Below are 16,070 nucleotides of genomic sequence, written 5' to 3' on the forward strand. Positions count from 1 at the left end.
GTACTGAAGACAACCGCTGGAGACGCCCGGTGAGTTCCCCAGATCCGCAGGTTCGCGCAGCGCGAAACAAGTCAACCAGTCCTCCGCCCCGCGGGCCCGTCGTGGCGGTCACCGGTGCCGCCTCCGGCGTCGGGGCCCTGCTCACCGAGCGGCTCGCCGCCTCGGAGGAGGTCAAGCAGGTCGTCGCCATCGACGAGCGGCGCGGCGAGTGCGCCGAGGCCGAGTGGCACATCCTGGACGTCCGCGACCCGGCGATCGCGGACCGGCTGCGCGGGGCCGACGTCGTCGTCCACCTGGCCCTCGACCTGGACCTGGAGACCGACGCGGCCGCCCGGACGGCCTACAACGTGCGCGGCACGCAGACCGTGCTCACCGCGGCCGCCGCCGCGGGCGTGCACCGGGTCGTGCTGTGCACGTCGACCATGGTCTACGGGGCGCTGCCCGACAACGAGCTGCCGCTGTCCGAGGACGCGGAGCTGCGCGCCACCGCCGAGGCCACGGGTGTCGGCGACCTCCTGGAGGTGGAACGGCTGGCCCGCCGGGCGCCCCGCGCGCACCCCGGGCTCAACGTCACCGTGGTGCGCCCCGCCGTGCTGGTCGGCGGCACCGACACCGCGCTGACCAGGTACTTCGAGTCGCCGCGGCTGCTGGTGGTGGCCGGTTCCCGGCCGGCCTGGCAGTTCTGCCACGTCGACGACCTGTGCAGCGCCCTGGAGTACGCGGTGCTGGAGAAGGTCGACGGCGAGCTGGCCGTGGGCTGCGACGGCTGGCTGGAACAGGAGGAGGTCGAGGAGCTCAGCGGCATCCGGCGGATGGAGCTGCCGTCGGCGGTGGCGCTCGGCGCGGCCGCCCGGCTGCACCGCATCGGACTCACCCCGTCCCCGGCCGGGGACCTGGCGTACACGATGTACCCCTGGGTGGTCAGCGGCAGCAGGCTGCACGACGCGGGGTGGCGTCCCGCGTACACCAACGAGGAGGTGCTCGCGCAGCTGCTCGACGAGGTGTCCGGACGGCACACGGTCGCGGGCCGCCGCCTGGGCCGCAAGGACGCCACGGCCGCGGGCGCGGCGGGCGCGACGGTCGCGCTGCTCGGCGCGGCGGCGGTGGTGCGCCGGGCCCGGAAGGCGCGCCGCCGGATCTGACCTCGCCGCCGCGGAGGCGTCTCCTTGGAGAACCCTCCGAGGCACCACGCGCGCGTCATGGGCGATCCGGCTGTTCCGCGGTGTCGGCGGGGTGGGGCACGATGGGGGCATGGCACCCGTGACGGACCACCCCGGTGAGCAGCCCGCCCAGGACCCGATCAAGCTGATCGCGATCCGCGACACCGCGCTGTCGGTGGACGAGATCCTGCGCGCGGTCGGCGACGACGCGGCCGGCGGCACGGCACTCTTCGTGGGGACCGTGCGCAACCACGACGGCGGCGTGGACGTGGACGAGCTGGGCTACTCCTGCCATCCGAGCGCCGAGGACGAGATGCGGCGGATCGCGGAGAAGGTCGCCGCGGACTTCCCCGTGCGGGCCCTGGCCGCGGCCCACAGGGTGGGCGACCTGAGGGTGGGGGACCTCGCCGTGGTCGCCGCCGTGTCGTGCGCGCACCGGGGCGAGGCGTTCGAGGCCTGCCGCCGGCTCGTCGACGACATCAAGCACGGGGTGCCCATCTGGAAGCACCAGCGCTTCTCCGACGGCACGGAGGAGTGGGTCGGCGTCTGACACGCCTTCCTTCTCGGTGCGGCACGCCGTTCCCGTGCGGCACGCCCTTGCCGTGCGGTTGCGTAACCGCACCCCTGAGGTGAGCGTTGTCACTGCGGATGGTTAATCTGCTGATCAGTCAGTGTTGCGGACGCTCATGGGGTTGGGAGGTCGGCATGGCGGCGCTTGCCTGGTTGCTGATTCCGCTGGTGGCCGCGGTCGGAGCGGGACTGTGGGGCAGTTGGGCCAATCGGACCCGCAAGGTGCGCAGCGACGGTCCCGAACTCGTCGGCTACGCCCGTTTCCGTGAGGCGATGGAGCGGGAGCGGACGGGCGGCTGATCCCGCACGCCGTGTGCCTGGACGGACTGCGGGGCCGGGGCCGCTCGACCGGGCGGCCCTGACGGTGCGCTGACAGGTCCGTCCCGTACTGTCGAGGCATGCCACGCCGTACGGCGACGATGCTCGCCTCCACCCTGATGCTGATCGCGCTCCTGTGCGCGGGAGTCTTCATCCCCGTGCCCTACGCGGAGATGTCGCCGGGGCCGACGGTGAACACACTGGGCGAGCACGACGGCGAGCCGGTGCTCCAGATCGCGGGACGCAAGACCTACCCGACGGACGGTCACCTCAACATGACCACCGTGCGGGTCACCAGCGCCGACTACCGGATGAACCTGGTCGAGGCCGTGTACGGCTGGCTCGCGCACGACACCAAGGTCGTCCCGCACGACACCCTCTACCCGGACGGCAAGACGGAGGAGGAGTCGACCCAGGAGAACGCCGAGGAGTTCAGCCAGTCCCAGGAGAGCGCCAAGGTGGCGGCCCTGAAGGAGCTGGACATCCCGGTGAAGTCCTGGGTGATCGTCTCCACGGTCGTCAAGGACGCGCCCGCCGAGGGCAAGCTGCACGCGGGCGACGTGATCAAGGCCGTCGACGGCAAGCCGGTGAAGGAGCCCTCCGACGTCGCCGACCTGGTGACCGAGCACCGGCCGGGCGAGGACGTCGTCTTCACCATCGTGCCCGCCAAGGAGCAGGCCGTCGCCGAGAAGGAGAAGCGGACGGCGGTGAAGACGGAGAAGGTCACCATCACCACCCGGGCCTCCGACGACGCCGGCGAGAAGCGCGCCGTCGTCGGCATCTCGGCCGGGACCGACCACACCTTCCCGTTCACCGTCGACATCAAGCTCGCCGACGTCGGCGGCCCGAGCGCCGGCCTGATGTTCGCGCTCGGCATCTACGACAAGCTCACCCCGGGCAGCCTCACCGGCGGTTCGTTCGTCGCGGGCACCGGCACCATCGACGACGAGGGCAAGGTCGGGCCGATCGGCGGCATCGAGATGAAGACGGTCGGCGCGCGCGACAAGGGCGCCGAGTACTTCCTCACGCCCGCCGACAACTGCGCCTCCGCCGCCAAGGACACCCCCGACGGCCTCACCCTGGTGAAGGTCGGCACGATCGACGACGCCCTGGACGCCCTGAAGGACATCCGCTCGGGCGACACCGCCGACCTGCCGACGTGCACCGCGTCCTGATCCCGGGAACTAGTCCTCGAACGTCGCCGTCAGCGCCTGGGCCAGACCCGGCACCAGGTCCGAGCCGGTGAGCACCTCGGTCGGGGAATCCTTCTCCCGCAGCCGCAGCGCCGACTCTCGGGAGCCGTCGCGCAGCACCGCGACCGTCATACGCACCTCCTGACGCTCCGGGTGCTCCGCCACCCACGTGGTGAGGGCGGCCTCGTCGAGGTCCTTCGGCACCTGCGCCTCCGCGGACGGCGGCAGCATCAGCCGCTCCACGGTGAGCGCGCAGCCGGTGACCGCGTCGGGCCAGGCGATGGTGCCGAGGAACTCGTCGAGCGGTTTGCCGGCGGGAATCTCCTCCTGCTCGATCGGGGTGAGGGCGGCGGCCTGCTCCCCGCCGTCGAGGCCGAGGCGGTCCGCGAGGGAGGGCTGTTCCGCCCGAAGCCGGGCAGTGTCTACGAGGGCGAACAGTCGGGCGGGCTGGTCCCAGCCCAGTCCGGACACGTACTCGTCGATCTCGAGCACGGCCCGGGTGAGGGGGTTCGCGGCCATGGGTGTGTTGGACATGGTCACAATCCTCTCTCGTTCCTGGCCGGAATCGGGAACCGAGTAAAGGGTGAGTAAGTTGCATAGGGTGTGGGCCCGCGATCACGGGGGCCCACGACGGTCCGTGAAGACGCGGGCTCGACGAATCAACAGCGAACTTCGAGGTGCCTACCTTGGCTTTCCAGATGCCGGACCGCGGCGGAGGCCCGACGGGGCCACGGATCAGAGTGGGCCGGCCGTCCCGACGGGTCCGGACCCTGCTCATGACACTGGGCGTCCTTGCCGTCCTCGGCATGGTGTTCACCATGTTCGCGGGGTTCTGGACCGACTGGCTGTGGTACCGGTCGGTCGACTACTCGTCGGTCTTCACGACGACCCTGTCGACCAAGATCGGGCTGTTCTTCGTCTTCGGTCTGCTCATGGCCGTCTCGGTCGGCTTCAACATCTGGCTGGCGCACCGCCTGCGGCCCCCGCTGAGCGCCATGTCGATGGAGCAGCAGAACCTCGACCGGTACCGGATGGGGATCGCGCCCTACAAGAAGTGGCTGCTGCTCGGCATCACCGCGCTGGTCGGCCTGATCGCCGGCGCCTCCGCCTCCAGCCAGTGGCGTACGTGGCTGATGTGGGTCAACGGCGTGTCCTTCGGTCAGAAGGACCCGCAGTTCAAGCTGGACGTCTCCTTCTACGCCTTCGACCTGCCCTGGTACCGGTTCCTGCTGGGCTTCGGTTTCGCCGCCGCCATCCTGGGGCTGATCGCCGCCGCGCTCACGCACTACCTGTACGGCGGACTGCGCGTCACCAGCCCGGGCGCGCGCGCCACGGCCGCCGCCACCGGTCACCTGTCGGTGCTGCTCGGCATCTTCGTGGCGTTGAAGGCGGTCGCGTACTGGCTCGACCGGTACGGACTTGCCGTGAAGTCCAGCGACTTCAAGGCCACGGACAGCTGGACGGGTCTGCGCTACGTCGACGCGAACGCCTACCTGCCCGCGAAGACCATCCTGTTCTGCATCGCCGTGATCTGCGCGCTGCTGTTCTTCGCCACCCTGTGGCGGCGCACCTGGCAGCTGCCGGTCATCGGCTTCGGCCTGATGGTGCTGTCGGCGATCCTCATCGGCGGCCTGTACCCGGCGATCGTGCAGAAGTTCCAGGTCCAGCCCAACGAGCAGGCCAAGGAAGCGCCGTACGTCGAGAAGAACCTCGCGGCCACGCGTGAGGCCTACGGCATCGACGACTCGCAGGTCACCGAGTACCCGGGCATCGCCGAGACCAAGGACCAGGCCAAGCTGCGGGACGACGTCGCGAACGCGGCCAGCATCCGCATCATGGACCCGAACATCGTCTCGCCGACGTTCCAGCAGCTCCAGCAGATCAGGAACTACTACGCGTTCCCGACCAACCTGGACGTCGACCGGTACGCCAAGGACGGCAAGGAGCAGGACACCGTCATCGGTCTGCGCGAGCTGAACTACGCGGGCATCCCGAAGCGGAACTGGATCAACGACCACTTCCGCTACACCCACGGCTACGGCGTCGTCGCCGCCGAGGGCACCAGCGCCGACTCCGGCGGACGCCCGGCGTTCACCGAGTCCGACCTGCCGTCCAAGGGCGACCTCGGCACGTACGAGCAGCGCGTCTACTACGGCGAGCGGACGACCACCTACTCGATCGTCGGCGGTCCCCAGAAGGAGATCGACTACTCCGACGACAGCGGCGAGAAGACGTACAGCTACAAGGGCGACAGCGGCGTCAACCTCGACAACCCGGTGAACCGGGCCGCGTACGCGGTCGCGTTCGGCGAGCCGCAGATCCTCTACTCCGGCGCCATCGGCGAGGGTTCGCGGATCCTGTACAACCGCACGCCCAAGGAGCGCGTCGAGGCGATCGCGCCCTGGCTGACCATCGACGGCGACGCCTACCCGGCGGTCGTCGAGGGCCGGATCCAGTGGATCGTCGACGCCTACACGACGACCAACGGCTACCCGTACGCGTCCCGGACGACGCTCGGCGACACCACGGCCGACTCGCTGACCGCCACCAACGACCAGCGCGCGGTGGTGGCCCAGCAGAACCAGGTCAACTACATCCGCAACTCGGTGAAGGCGACCGTCGACGCGTACAGCGGCGAGGTCAAGCTCTACCAGTGGGACACCCAGGACCCCGTCCTGAAGACGTGGATGAAGGCGTTCCCGGACACCGTGGAGCCGCGGAGCGAGATCTCCCAGGACCTGATGGACCACCTGCGGTACCCGCAGGACCTGTTCAAGGTCCAGCGTGAACTGCTCACCCGCTACCACGTGAAGGACGCCAACACGTTCCTCTCCGGCAGCGAGGTCTGGCAGGTGCCGGACGACCCGACGAACAAGACGGGTGAGACGGTTCCGCCGTACTACCTGAGCATGAAGATGCCGGACCAGAACGAGCAGGTGTTCTCGCTCACCACGACGTTCACGCCGAACGGCCGTGACAACCTGAGCGCGTTCATGGCGGTCAACGCCGATCCGGGCACCCAGGACTACGGCAAGATCAGAATTCTGAAACTGCCGACCAGCACCACGGTCTCCGGACCCAAGCAGGTGCAGAGCCAGTTCAACTCCCAGCAGGACATCGCCGAGACGATCAGGCTGCTGCGAGGCGGCGACTCCGAGGTCGAGTACGGCAACCTGCTGACCGTCCCGCTGGACGGCGGACTGCTCTACGTGGAGCCGGTCTACGTACGCGGTGGCGGACTGAAGTACCCGCTGCTGCGCAAGGTGCTGGTGACCTACGGCGGCCAGACGGCGTTCGAGGACACGTTGGAGCAGGCGCTCGACAAGGTCTTCGGCGGCGAGGGCACGCCCGTCGAGCCGCCGGCCGACGAGGGTGAGGACGAAGGCACGGACGAGGGCACCACGCCTCCGCCGCCGAGCACTCAGGAGCCCTCGACCGCCCAGGAGGCCCTGAACGACGCGCAGAAGGCCTTCGAAGCCGGCCAGGAAGCCCTGAAGAACAACGACTGGGAGGCCTACGGCCGGGCGCAGAAGGACCTCGAGGACGCGTTGCGCAGGGCCGAGGACGCGCAGTCCGGCGGGGCCGGCGGCGCACGGAGCAGCCCGAGCGCGACCTCGAGCCCGAGCACCAGCTCGAACAGCTGATCCGAAGGCCTGGTCACAGGCCCACCCCGCGCCGTGCTACGGTTGCAACACAACGGCGCGGGGTGGAGCAGCTCGGTAGCTCGCTGGGCTCATAACCCAGAGGTCGCAGGTTCAAATCCTGTCCCCGCTATTGACGTCGCGACAGCGACACCGAAGGCCCGGATTCCCAAGGGAATCCGGGCCTTTGTGGTGGGCGAACGCATGTGCCCCGCTTCTCGACGGCCCTGCCGCCGACGGGAGTTGAGCGATCTGTGTTTGACTTGTCTCTCTGTGGGCATGTCGACAAAACGCTGTAGTGACCTCACTGACTGCGGTATACCAGGTGTACCCAGGTTGCAGGTGGTGCGACGATGGATGTTATGGGGGACAAGGCAACTCTGTTCGAGTCAGGGCGTTTTGTGCAGTCCTCCCCTCGGGAGGAACATCCCCACGACGACGCCGGGGAAGCGGCCGACGAAGCGGCGGAGGAGCTGCGCCGACGGCTCGCCGCCGAGTCCGGCGACGTCGAGGCGATGAGCGTCCTCGGCGCCATGCTGCTGCGCCGCGGTGACCTCGACGGTGCCGAACCCCATCTGCGTGCCGCCACCGCCGCGGGCGACCGCGCCGCCGCCAACAACCTGGGCGTCCTGCTGCACCAGCGGGGCTACCCCGACGAGGCCGCCGGATGGTGGCGGATCGCCGCCGTCGCCGGTTCCACGGCCGCGGCCCACGCGCTCGGCCGGCACCACCGCGAGCGCGGCGACGAACCCGCCGCCGAGTACTGGCTGCGCCAGTCCGCCGAACAGGGCCACACCCTCGGCGCGTACGCCCTCGCCGATCTCCTGGAGCACCGGGGTGACGCGGAGGGCAGCGAGCGCTGGATGCGGGCCGCCGCCGAGCGCGGCCACCGCGAGGGCGCCTACCGGCTCGCCCGCGCCCTGGACCGCAAGGCCGCGCGGGCGTCCGGCGAGGCCGGCACCGCGCTCGTCGAGGAGGCCGAGCAGTGGTACCGGCAGGCCGCCGCGCGCGGACACCGCCGGGCCGCCCTGCACCTGGGCACGATCCTGGAGAAGCGCGGAGAGCTGAAGGAGGCCGGGCGCTGGTACCTGACCTCCGCCAAGGACGGTGAGCCGCGCGCCGCGTGCGCGCTGGGCTTCCTGCTGCGCGACGCCGGGGACACCGAGAACGCCGCCGTGTGGTGGCTGCGCGCCGCCCAGGACGGCGACGGCAACGCCGCCAACGCGCTGGGCGCCCTGCACGCGGAGCGGGGCGAGACGCAGACCGCCGAGCGGTGGTACCGGTCCGCGATGGACGCGGGCGACATCAACGGCGCGTACAACCTCGGTCTGCTCTGCGCCGACCAGGGCCGCACCACCCAGGCCGAGCAGTGGTACCGCCGCGCCGCCTACGCCGGGCACCGTGAGGCGGCGAACGCGCTGGCGATCCTGCTGCTGCGCGCCGGGGACGAGACCGGCGCGGAGCCGTGGTTCTCCAAGGCCGCGGAGGCCGGCAGCGTCGACGCCGCGTTCAACCTCGGCATCCTGCACGCCGGCCGGGGCGAGGACGTGGCCGCGCTGCGCTGGTACGAGCGTGCCGCGGCCGCCGGGCACACCGAGGCGGCGCTCCAGGTCGGCATGGCGCGGCTGCGGGACGGCGAGGAGGGCGAGGCCGAGCGGTTCCTGCGGTGCGCGGCGGGCGGCGGCAGCGCGGAGGCCGCGTACCGGCTGGCGACCGTGCTGGACGCCCGCCGGCCGCCGGAGCCCGCGCACGAGCTGGGGGAGCCGGTGCACCGGCGCAGCGAGTGCGAGGAGTGGTACGAGCGGGCGGCGTCCCAGGGGCACCGGCGGGCGCAGGTGCGGGTCGGCATGCTGGCGGCGGCCCGCGGGGACGTCGTCGAGGCGGCCCGGTGGTACCGGGAGGCCGCGGAGGCCGGCTCACGCAACGGCGCCTTCAACCTGGGGCTGCTGCTGGCGCGGGAGGGGAGCGAGCCGGAGGCGGCGGTGTGGTGGACCCGGGCGGCGGACGCGGGGCACGGGCGTGCGGCGCTGCGGCTGGCTCTGGTGTACGCCCGGCGGGGCGAGCTCGCGGAGGGGCAGCGGTGGGCGGACCGGGCGGCGGAGCTGGGGCCTCCGGCGGTCACCGAGAGGGCTGCGCGGTTGCGCGACGCGCTTCGGGAGGAGCTGTCGGCCTAGCGCGGGCGGATTCGGGGGCCAGCCCCCGGACCCCCTTCGCGCAGTTCCCCGCGCCCCTGTCGGGCTGAGCTCACGGGCCCCTTGCGCGTGGGCCCCGCGCTCCCTGGAGCGCTGCCCCCAGGTAATGGATTTGCTTCTGTCGAGCACCTTGACGTAGCTTTAAGACATCGCCGCGGGGTGGAGCAGCTCGGTAGCTCGCTGGGCTCATAACCCAGAGGTCGCAGGTTCAAATCCTGTCCCCGCTACTGATGGCCGAGGGCCGGAATCCGAAAGGGTTCCGGCCCTCGGTCGTTTCTGTGCCACGGCCGTTCCCGTGACGCCACACGTCCGGCGTCCGCGCATGACGAAGAGCCCCGGACACTCGGAAGTGGCCGGGGCTTCGTGCGAGCCCTAGGTGCCGGTCAGGCCGACGCGCAGTTGGGGCACAGACCGCGGTACGTCACCTCGACGTCGGACACCGTGAAACCGAACCGCTCCGTGTCGGGCAGGTCGGCCAGCGGGTCGCCGGTCGGGTGGACGTCGCGGATCGACCCGCACTGTGCGCACACCAGGTGGTGGTGCGGACGGTGCGCGTTCGGGTCGTAGCGCTTGGCCCGCTTGTCCGTCGCGACCTCCAGCACCTCGCCGAGCGAGACCAGCTCGCCCAGGGTGTTGTAGACGGTCGCCCGGGAGATCTCGGGCAGCTTGGCGACAGCTCTGGCGTGCACCTCGTCGGCCGTCAGGTGGACGTGTTCGCCGTCGAGGACCTCGGCCACCACACGGCGCTGCGCGGTCATCCGCCAACCGCGTCCGCGAAGTCGTTCCAGAAGGTCACTCATAGGCACCAGCCTAACAGCAGGGGGGAGTCGGATCCCGAACGGGTGTGACTTTGGAGCTCTACTTGACTTAGACAATGTCCATTGTAGGATCGAGCTCGGCTTTAGCCAAGGCACAAGTTGCAGTGATGACGCAGGAGGCGCACGTGACGCAGGGACCGCTTACGACGGAGGCCGGAGCTCCGGTCGCCGACAACCAGAACAGCGAGACCGCGGGCGTCGGCGGCCCCGTCCTCGTCCAGGACCAGCTCCTGCTCGAGAAGCTGGCCCACTTCAACCGTGAGCGCATCCCGGAGCGCGTGGTCCACGCCCGCGGCGCCGGTGCGTACGGCACCTTCAAGGTGACCGCCGACGTCACGAAGTACACCCGGGCCGCGTTCCTGTCCGAGGTGGGCAAGGAGACCGAGGTCTTCCTGCGCTTCTCGACCGTGGCGGGCAACCTCGGTGCCGCCGACGCGGTGCGTGACCCGCGCGGTTTCGCGGTGAAGTTCTACACCGAGGAGGGCAACTACGACCTCGTCGGCAACAACACCCCGGTGTTCTTCATCCGGGACGCCATCAAGTTCCCCGACTTCATCCACACCCAGAAGCGCGACCCGTACACGGGCTCGCAGGAGGCGGACAACGTCTTCGACTTCTGGGGCCTGTCGCCCGAGTCGACCCACCAGGTGACCTGGCTGTTCGGCGACCGCGGCATCCCGGCGTCCTACCGCCACATGGACGGCTTCGGCTCCCACACCTACCAGTGGACCAACGAGGCCGGCGAGGTCTTCTGGGTCAAGTACCACTTCAAGACGGACCAGGGCATCAAGAACCTGACCGCCGAGGAGGCCGAGGTCCTCGCGGGCAAGGACCCCGACTCCCACCAGCGCGACCTGCGCGAGGCCATCGAGCGCGGCGAGTACCCGTCCTGGACGGTCTACGTCCAGGTCATGCCGGCGGCCGAGGCGGCCACCTACCGCTTCAACCCGTTCGACCTGACCAAGGTCTGGCCGCACGCGGACTACCCGCTGATCGAGTTCGGCAAGCTGGAGCTCAACCGCAACCCGGAGAACATCTTCGCCGAGGTCGAGCAGTCGATCTTCAGCCCCGCCCACTTCGTGCCGGGCATCGGTCCCTCCCCGGACAAGATGCTCCAGGGCCGTCTCTTCGCGTACGGCGACGCCCACCGCTACCGCGTCGGCATCAACGCCGACCACCTGCCGGTGAACCGTCCGCACGCCACCGAGGCGCGCACCCATTCCCGTGACGGCTACCTGTACGACGGCCGCCACAAGGGCGCGAAGAACTACGAGCCGAACAGCTTCGGCGGCCCCTTCCAGACGGACCGCGCGCTGTGGCAGGGCGTCCCGGTCACCGGGGTCACCGGCGAGACGGTCACGCCCGTCCACGCCGAGGACAACGACTTCGTCCAGGCGGGCAACCTCTACCGGCTGATGTCGGAGGACGAGAAGGAGCGCCTGGTGAAGAACCTGGCGAACGCCATCTCGGGGGTGACGCGCGACGACATCGCCGAGCGCGCGATCAACAACTTCCGCCAGGCCGACGAGGACTTCGGCAAGCGGCTGGAGGCCGCGGTGCAGGCCCTGCGCGGCTGATTCCAGCGCTGGACCGTTTGCCGATCGACGGGCCGGATCCCCTCACGGGGGTCCGGCCCGTCCTCGTGTCCGTCAGGCGGGCACCTGCGGGGCGGGCACCCGGGCGGGCGCCCAGAGGCGGATGATGTCGCGGACCGACACGATGCCCGCGGGCTCGCCCCGGTCGAGGACGATCAGATGCCGGAAGCCCCCGTGGGCCATGGCGGCCGCCGCCTCCTCGACGGTCCAGGAGGGGGTGGCGAAGACGACGTCGGTGGTGGTGTGGGCGTGGGCGCGCTCCGCGTCCGGGTCCTGGCCCAGGCCCACGGAGTTGAGGACGTCCCGTTCGGTGAGGATGCCGATCCCGGTGCCGTCGGGGTCGAGGACCACGGCCGCGCCCACCCGGCGCGCGGACATCAGGGCGGCGGCCTGGCGGAGCGTATGGGCGGGGCCGATGGTGAGGACCACGGTGCTCATGGCGTCACGGACGAGCATGGATGGAGCCACCTCCTACCGGAAAACACGTGGCCACGGGCTCGGACGCCCGCTCGTTCGCGTTTTCACAAGTTCACAAGTGGGGGGGCTCTCAGAGTGGCAGGCAAAGCGGGGGTCAACAAGGGGGCGTGCGCGGTCGCCGGGGGGCGCGCGATGCGGCCGACCCCGCTGTGGACGCCGCCACGAGCGGGGCCGGCCGGTGTGGTCAGGCGGCCCGGTAGGCCGTCAGCCAGGCGCGTATCTCGTCCGCGTCCATGCGGTCGAGCAGGCCGTTGATCTCCTGGACGAGTTTGGTGTCGCCGGCCTTCTGTGCCGTGCCGAGGAGGACGAAGAGCGCGAACCGGTCGTCCTCGGCTTGTGCGAGCGGGTAGCCGGTTTCGAGCCACTCGCGGATCTCCGCGGGGTCGTTGCGGTCGAGGAGTTCGGTGATCTCCTGGGTGACCCGCTTGTCCCCGTTCTGCCGTGCCGGACCCAGCATGCGGAAGAGGCGGACGAGGTCGTCCTCGGCTTGTGCGAGCGGGTAGCCGGTCTCGAGCCACTCGCGGATCTCCGCGGGGTCGTTGCGGTCGAGGAGTTCGGTGATCTCCTGGGTGACCCGCTTGTCCCCGTTCTGCCGTGCGGGACCCAGCATGCGGAAGAGGCGGACGAGGTCGTCCTCGGCCTGCGCGGCCGGGTAGCCGGTGGTCAGAAACGTCCGCATGTCGTCGACGGTGCCGTTGAGGGCCCGGGTGGCCGCCTCGGTGACGCCCCTGCCGGTGGCCTCGGCCTCCAGGATCGCGGTGATCGCGGCGCGCAGCTCGTCCTCCGTCATCTCGTCCACCGGCGTCTCGGACGAGACCGCCACGGTGGTCGCGGTGGCGGGTGCGGACGACGGGCCGGCGAAGGCCGGGGTGGGGAGAAGGAGGGCCGGGGCCAGGGCCGTGGCCGCGACCAGCAGGAACGCGCGGTGCTGTCTCACGAGTGTGCCTCCCGTTGCGTGGTGGACACCGTGATCTTCACCGATCACACAGCTCGAACACACTGCCGGATTCGGGCAGTGTTCCGGCCCCGTTGTCTGCCTGTGCGCGCGCCGAATGACTAGTAGCGCTGGTATTGAACCGGCTCTCCGGTGGGGTGCGGTGTTCCTCCGCATCCCACCGGAGAGCCGGGCTAATGCTGTTCATGCCTGTCGTCATCTGTTGTCGTCGGCCGCCCTCGGACGGCCCAGAGACGGCCCGAGCGGGGGTGTCGGAGTGCGCCCCTCGATGCGAACTACGGGCGGGGACGTCGTTGCGGTCGGCCGAGCACGTCAGCCGGTCGCCTGCGGCTGGCAACGCTCGGTGGCGGCCGTGGCGGTTGCTGTACTTCCGTGCTGTACAGCACCGAGGCAGGTCGAGTGCGGCAGGATAGGGAACCAACAGGGCTCCTGCACTGGCAGACTGAGGCTTCGAACACCTCACCCAACGGCGGGGGAGACCAGCCCTATCCGTTGCGGGCACCAAGGTCATCACCCGATCGGTGGCCACACTGAAAAGGCTCACTTGTGCGCGGCAAGAGCCCCGTGAGCTTCGGATCAATTACGGATAGCCGCTGTCAAAAGGGGCCCCTGAAGGACTTCTCTGTCGACTGTGATGCCGTAGTTCTCAAAGATGACGTTGGTGAGGGCGGTTATGGCCTGCCGACCCCCTGTATCAGGCTGAAACATTTCCCGAAGGATTTCCGAAATGAGGAAGGGGCCATCGCCGGAGACATCGATCGGATTTCTTGGTTCGAAAGCTTCGAGGCGTCTACCGTTCTTCATTCGTTGGAAGAAGTTTGTTCCATCTCCGCCCTTGAGAATCTCGAGGGTTTCCGTGTTGCGAGAAACGTGTTCGCGCACCTCTTTGGTCATTCCCAGGGGGATTCTGTCTTCGTAGGCGAAAGACCAGCCTTGCAATCCTCCCACTCTGATCAGATGATCTACCTTGTCGTACGGAAAGGCTTCCTCCGCTTCCTCCAGTTTCATCATGTCCCCTATTTTTTGCGGGGGTGCACCGTAGTCTTGAAGGAGCTCTTCCGGTGTTTTTGATCTGGCTAGCACGATGCAAAAACTTGGATAGCGTGATTCAGTGACCCAGCTCCACCCAGCGGACATTCCTTACTCCTTTACGAACCGCTCCGATGCGCCCAGGGGCGGACGCCGTCGGCGTCCGCCCCTTCTGTCATAACAGACTACGCGGGAATGCGTACCGTGTAGGCGTCGAAATCTATCATGCGCTGAGCCTGGACCAGTCGGCCGAGCTCTTGACCGGCCGCCGAGTTCAAGTCGAGCGGCACATGTCCGCGAGAGCACTGAGCTTCCTTGAAGAGAGGCTTGGTCGAATTAGCCTGCGCGTAGATCCACTCTCCATCGACAAGTTCGAATTCAACGTCGTTGCAGTAGGCGCCAGGAGTGCCGCCCTCCAGCGATGCAGCGAAGGGGTATTCGTCGCACGAGTCGTCCGGGATTTTGCTGGACTTGCGGACGAACAGTTCCGGGGTTTCGACGGCTCCCTCTGCTGCGACGACGCATGTCCTGTCGCGGTTCGCCTCCTGCGCATCGAGGTTAGCAAGCCGGTGGAGCGGTTCATCCTTGGTGCCCAGAGGGTGATCTGAGTACTGCTGCTGGAAGAGATACGTCGCCGCAGCTTCCTTGTAGGTACTGAGAGGTAGGACCAGTTCCGGTGTGATGTGCGGGTAGACGCACCCGGGAACGTTGCTCACCTCGTCGTCGCACCGGATGGTGCGGGGGTTCGACCATGTGGCGTTCGGCTGGATGGGGACGGTGCCGGCCTGCATCACGTTGATTTTGTAGTTTGTGGTGATGCCGCCGTTGAATCCAGAATTTGGTGTGGCGACATTGTATTCGACGTCACCCGAGAGCGTCTGCTTGGGTGCGAGGCTGAGATGCCCGGTCCACGGGGAGGCAGTAGTCATCTTGCAGGACTTGTTGCATCCTGCTGTGAAGGCGACGTGGAAGGTGTTGGTGGTCAGCTTACCCTCGAAGGACTCGTACTTGATGCTAATGCTCTCCTTCCAGCTGAGCTTTGCGCGGTCGAGAATCAGGCGCGAGCTGACGTGCAGAAGGGCGCTGCCGACCGGATTACCGTCTTTCAGCTCGGTGAGTTTGATCGGACGGTTCCCAAGACAGGAACCGAACCTGTCATAGGTGTATTCGGTAGGCGCGGTGGAGCAGACCAACTCGTTCGCCCCGCTGTTCGGAGCCGCCTCCGTCAGTGCGACTGCAGAAGCGGTGGTAGCGTGAGGGGAGTTTGTCGCACTGCTTCCCTGTGTGACGCAAAGCTCCCGACCTGCTGTCGTTGGCGAACAGGATGAAGACTCCTCCTTGATCGACGCCGTATCGAACGCAGTCGCCGGGAACTCAGCAGGCCTGAGAATTCCGGATTCCCTATTCGTATTTGGATTCTCGAAAGCGCTGGCCGAACTTGCCGCAAAGCTCACGGTCAAAAGGAACGCAGCTATTCCTACTGCTATTTTTCGCAAGGGGCTCTCTCGCTCTTCCGAATTAGCCATTTCCTTGCCAGGCTATGAATCAATAGGATGCCGAAGCAATGCACTTTTCGGCCATCGATCCACGATGGCCGACCGCAAGGCATAATGTGCCGAATTACGGTAAAAGATCTTGTGGAGATCGGTTTGCTGACCTGAAGAGCCCCCAGGCGCAGTCATGGGGTGCAGCATGCCGTGACTCGCGGCGGCCATGGCTGGTTTCCGTGACGAAGACATGCGACAAGACACGAGTGTCAGCGCGATGCCGGCGCATCGAGAGAGGAAGACCAACAAGGAGCGGCCTACGGCCGCGCGTCCCTTGGCAGCTCGCTGCGCTCGCGTGCCCGCCGCCCGTCCGGGGTGCGAGGCTGCGAGCCTCGTGCATGTACGTGGCCTTCCAGAGGGGATGCGGCAGGACGGGGAGGATAATCGGGCCCGCCCCCGCTTGGAAGGCCCCACGGCTCTTCAGGAGAGGGATGGACAGCCGTTCGTGCTGCGTTGCTGACCCACCTGAAGAGCGCTCCTCCCTCCCTCTCCTGTCCTAGGAGAGTTGAGGGAAGACAGCGTCCGCAGCGTCCGCCGGGCATCCCTCGCTCCTTTTGACCTGCACTGTTCCTGCG

13 protein-coding genes and 2 tRNA genes are annotated in these 16,070 nt (G+C 68.5%); 9 read left to right on the forward strand and 6 right to left on the reverse strand.

The genetic code is table 11. The annotated features are described in order from the left end of the window. The first annotated feature begins 29 nt into the window (after positions 1-29). The 4 genes from ACQZOG_RS19930 (at position 30) to ACQZOG_RS19945 (ending at position 3,223) form a co-directional block, all read left to right on the forward strand. Positions 30-1,142, forward strand: coding sequence for an SDR family oxidoreductase (locus ACQZOG_RS19930; RefSeq protein ID WP_033272086.1), 1,113 nt, complete (start codon positions 30-32; stop codon positions 1,140-1,142). 109 nt (positions 1,143-1,251) lie between these two features. Beyond that, complete coding sequence (locus ACQZOG_RS19935) at positions 1,252-1,710, forward strand: molybdenum cofactor biosynthesis protein MoaE (RefSeq protein ID WP_058916924.1); 459 nt, start codon at positions 1,252-1,254, stop codon at positions 1,708-1,710. Between the two features lie 155 nt (positions 1,711-1,865). After that, entirely contained in the window at positions 1,866-2,030 is a 165-nt protein-coding gene (locus ACQZOG_RS19940) for a hypothetical protein (protein ID WP_167338163.1), read from the forward strand. Between the two features lie 98 nt (positions 2,031-2,128). Further along, the gene (locus tag ACQZOG_RS19945) at positions 2,129-3,223 is read left to right on the forward strand and encodes a YlbL family protein (RefSeq protein ID WP_193456461.1); all 1,095 of its coding nucleotides are present in this window, start codon (positions 2,129-2,131) and stop codon (positions 3,221-3,223) included. A gap of 9 nt (positions 3,224-3,232) precedes the next feature. Here the strand turns inward: ACQZOG_RS19945 and ACQZOG_RS19950 are convergent, their stop codons facing one another. Then, on the reverse strand, positions 3,233-3,775 hold the full coding sequence (locus ACQZOG_RS19950) for a PPA1309 family protein (RefSeq protein WP_058917970.1): 543 nt from the start codon (positions 3,773-3,775) through the stop codon (positions 3,233-3,235). A 164-nt stretch (positions 3,776-3,939) separates the two neighbouring features. On the opposite strand from ACQZOG_RS19950, the gene ACQZOG_RS19955 reads away from it, so the two are divergent. The 4 genes from ACQZOG_RS19955 to ACQZOG_RS19970 all read left to right on the forward strand — a co-directional run bounded on the left by ACQZOG_RS19955 (position 3,940) and on the right by ACQZOG_RS19970 (position 9,301). After that, a complete protein-coding gene (locus ACQZOG_RS19955; RefSeq protein ID WP_203551653.1) occupies positions 3,940-6,885 on the forward strand; it encodes a UPF0182 family membrane protein in 2,946 nt (981 codons plus the stop codon). Positions 6,886-6,941: 56 nt separating this feature from the next. After that, a tRNA-Met gene (locus ACQZOG_RS19960) sits at positions 6,942-7,015 on the forward strand. Positions 7,016-7,235: 220 nt separating this feature from the next. Further along, positions 7,236-9,056 carry a tetratricopeptide repeat protein gene (locus ACQZOG_RS19965; protein WP_193456463.1) on the forward strand — a complete coding sequence of 607 codons (1,821 nt, stop codon included), beginning with the start codon at positions 7,236-7,238 and terminating at the stop codon, positions 9,054-9,056. A gap of 171 nt (positions 9,057-9,227) precedes the next feature. Next, a tRNA-Met gene (locus ACQZOG_RS19970) sits at positions 9,228-9,301 on the forward strand. Positions 9,302-9,457: 156 nt separating this feature from the next. On the opposite strand, the gene ACQZOG_RS19975 is transcribed toward ACQZOG_RS19970, so the two are convergent. Continuing rightward, the gene (locus ACQZOG_RS19975; protein WP_351031630.1) at positions 9,458-9,874 is read right to left on the reverse strand and encodes a Fur family transcriptional regulator; all 417 of its coding nucleotides are present in this window, start codon (positions 9,872-9,874) and stop codon (positions 9,458-9,460) included. A 143-nt stretch (positions 9,875-10,017) separates the two neighbouring features. On the opposite strand from ACQZOG_RS19975, the gene ACQZOG_RS19980 reads away from it, so the two are divergent. Beyond that, complete coding sequence (locus ACQZOG_RS19980; protein WP_230229190.1) at positions 10,018-11,469, forward strand: catalase; 1,452 nt, start codon at positions 10,018-10,020, stop codon at positions 11,467-11,469. 72 nt (positions 11,470-11,541) lie between these two features. On the opposite strand, the gene ACQZOG_RS19985 is transcribed toward ACQZOG_RS19980, so the two are convergent. The 4 genes from ACQZOG_RS19985 to ACQZOG_RS20000 form a co-directional block, all read right to left on the reverse strand. Further along, entirely contained in the window at positions 11,542-11,943 is a 402-nt protein-coding gene (locus ACQZOG_RS19985; RefSeq protein WP_033272078.1) for a CBS domain-containing protein, read from the reverse strand. A 205-nt stretch (positions 11,944-12,148) separates the two neighbouring features. Further along, entirely contained in the window at positions 12,149-12,901 is a 753-nt protein-coding gene (locus ACQZOG_RS19990) for an ALF repeat-containing protein (protein WP_359568650.1), read from the reverse strand. A gap of 594 nt (positions 12,902-13,495) precedes the next feature. Next, positions 13,496-14,056, reverse strand: a complete 561-nt coding sequence (locus ACQZOG_RS19995; protein WP_230229192.1) for a DUF6461 domain-containing protein — start codon at positions 14,054-14,056, stop codon at positions 13,496-13,498. 77 nt (positions 14,057-14,133) lie between these two features. Further along, positions 14,134-15,402, reverse strand: coding sequence for a NucA/NucB deoxyribonuclease domain-containing protein (locus ACQZOG_RS20000; RefSeq protein WP_157842146.1), 1,269 nt, complete (start codon positions 15,400-15,402; stop codon positions 14,134-14,136). Between the last annotated feature and the right edge of the window lie 668 nt (positions 15,403-16,070).

This window comes from Streptomyces sp. P13-3-3, from assembly GCF_050571355.1.
Taxonomy (GTDB): Bacteria; Actinomycetota; Actinomycetes; order Streptomycetales; family Streptomycetaceae; genus Streptomyces; species Streptomyces althioticus.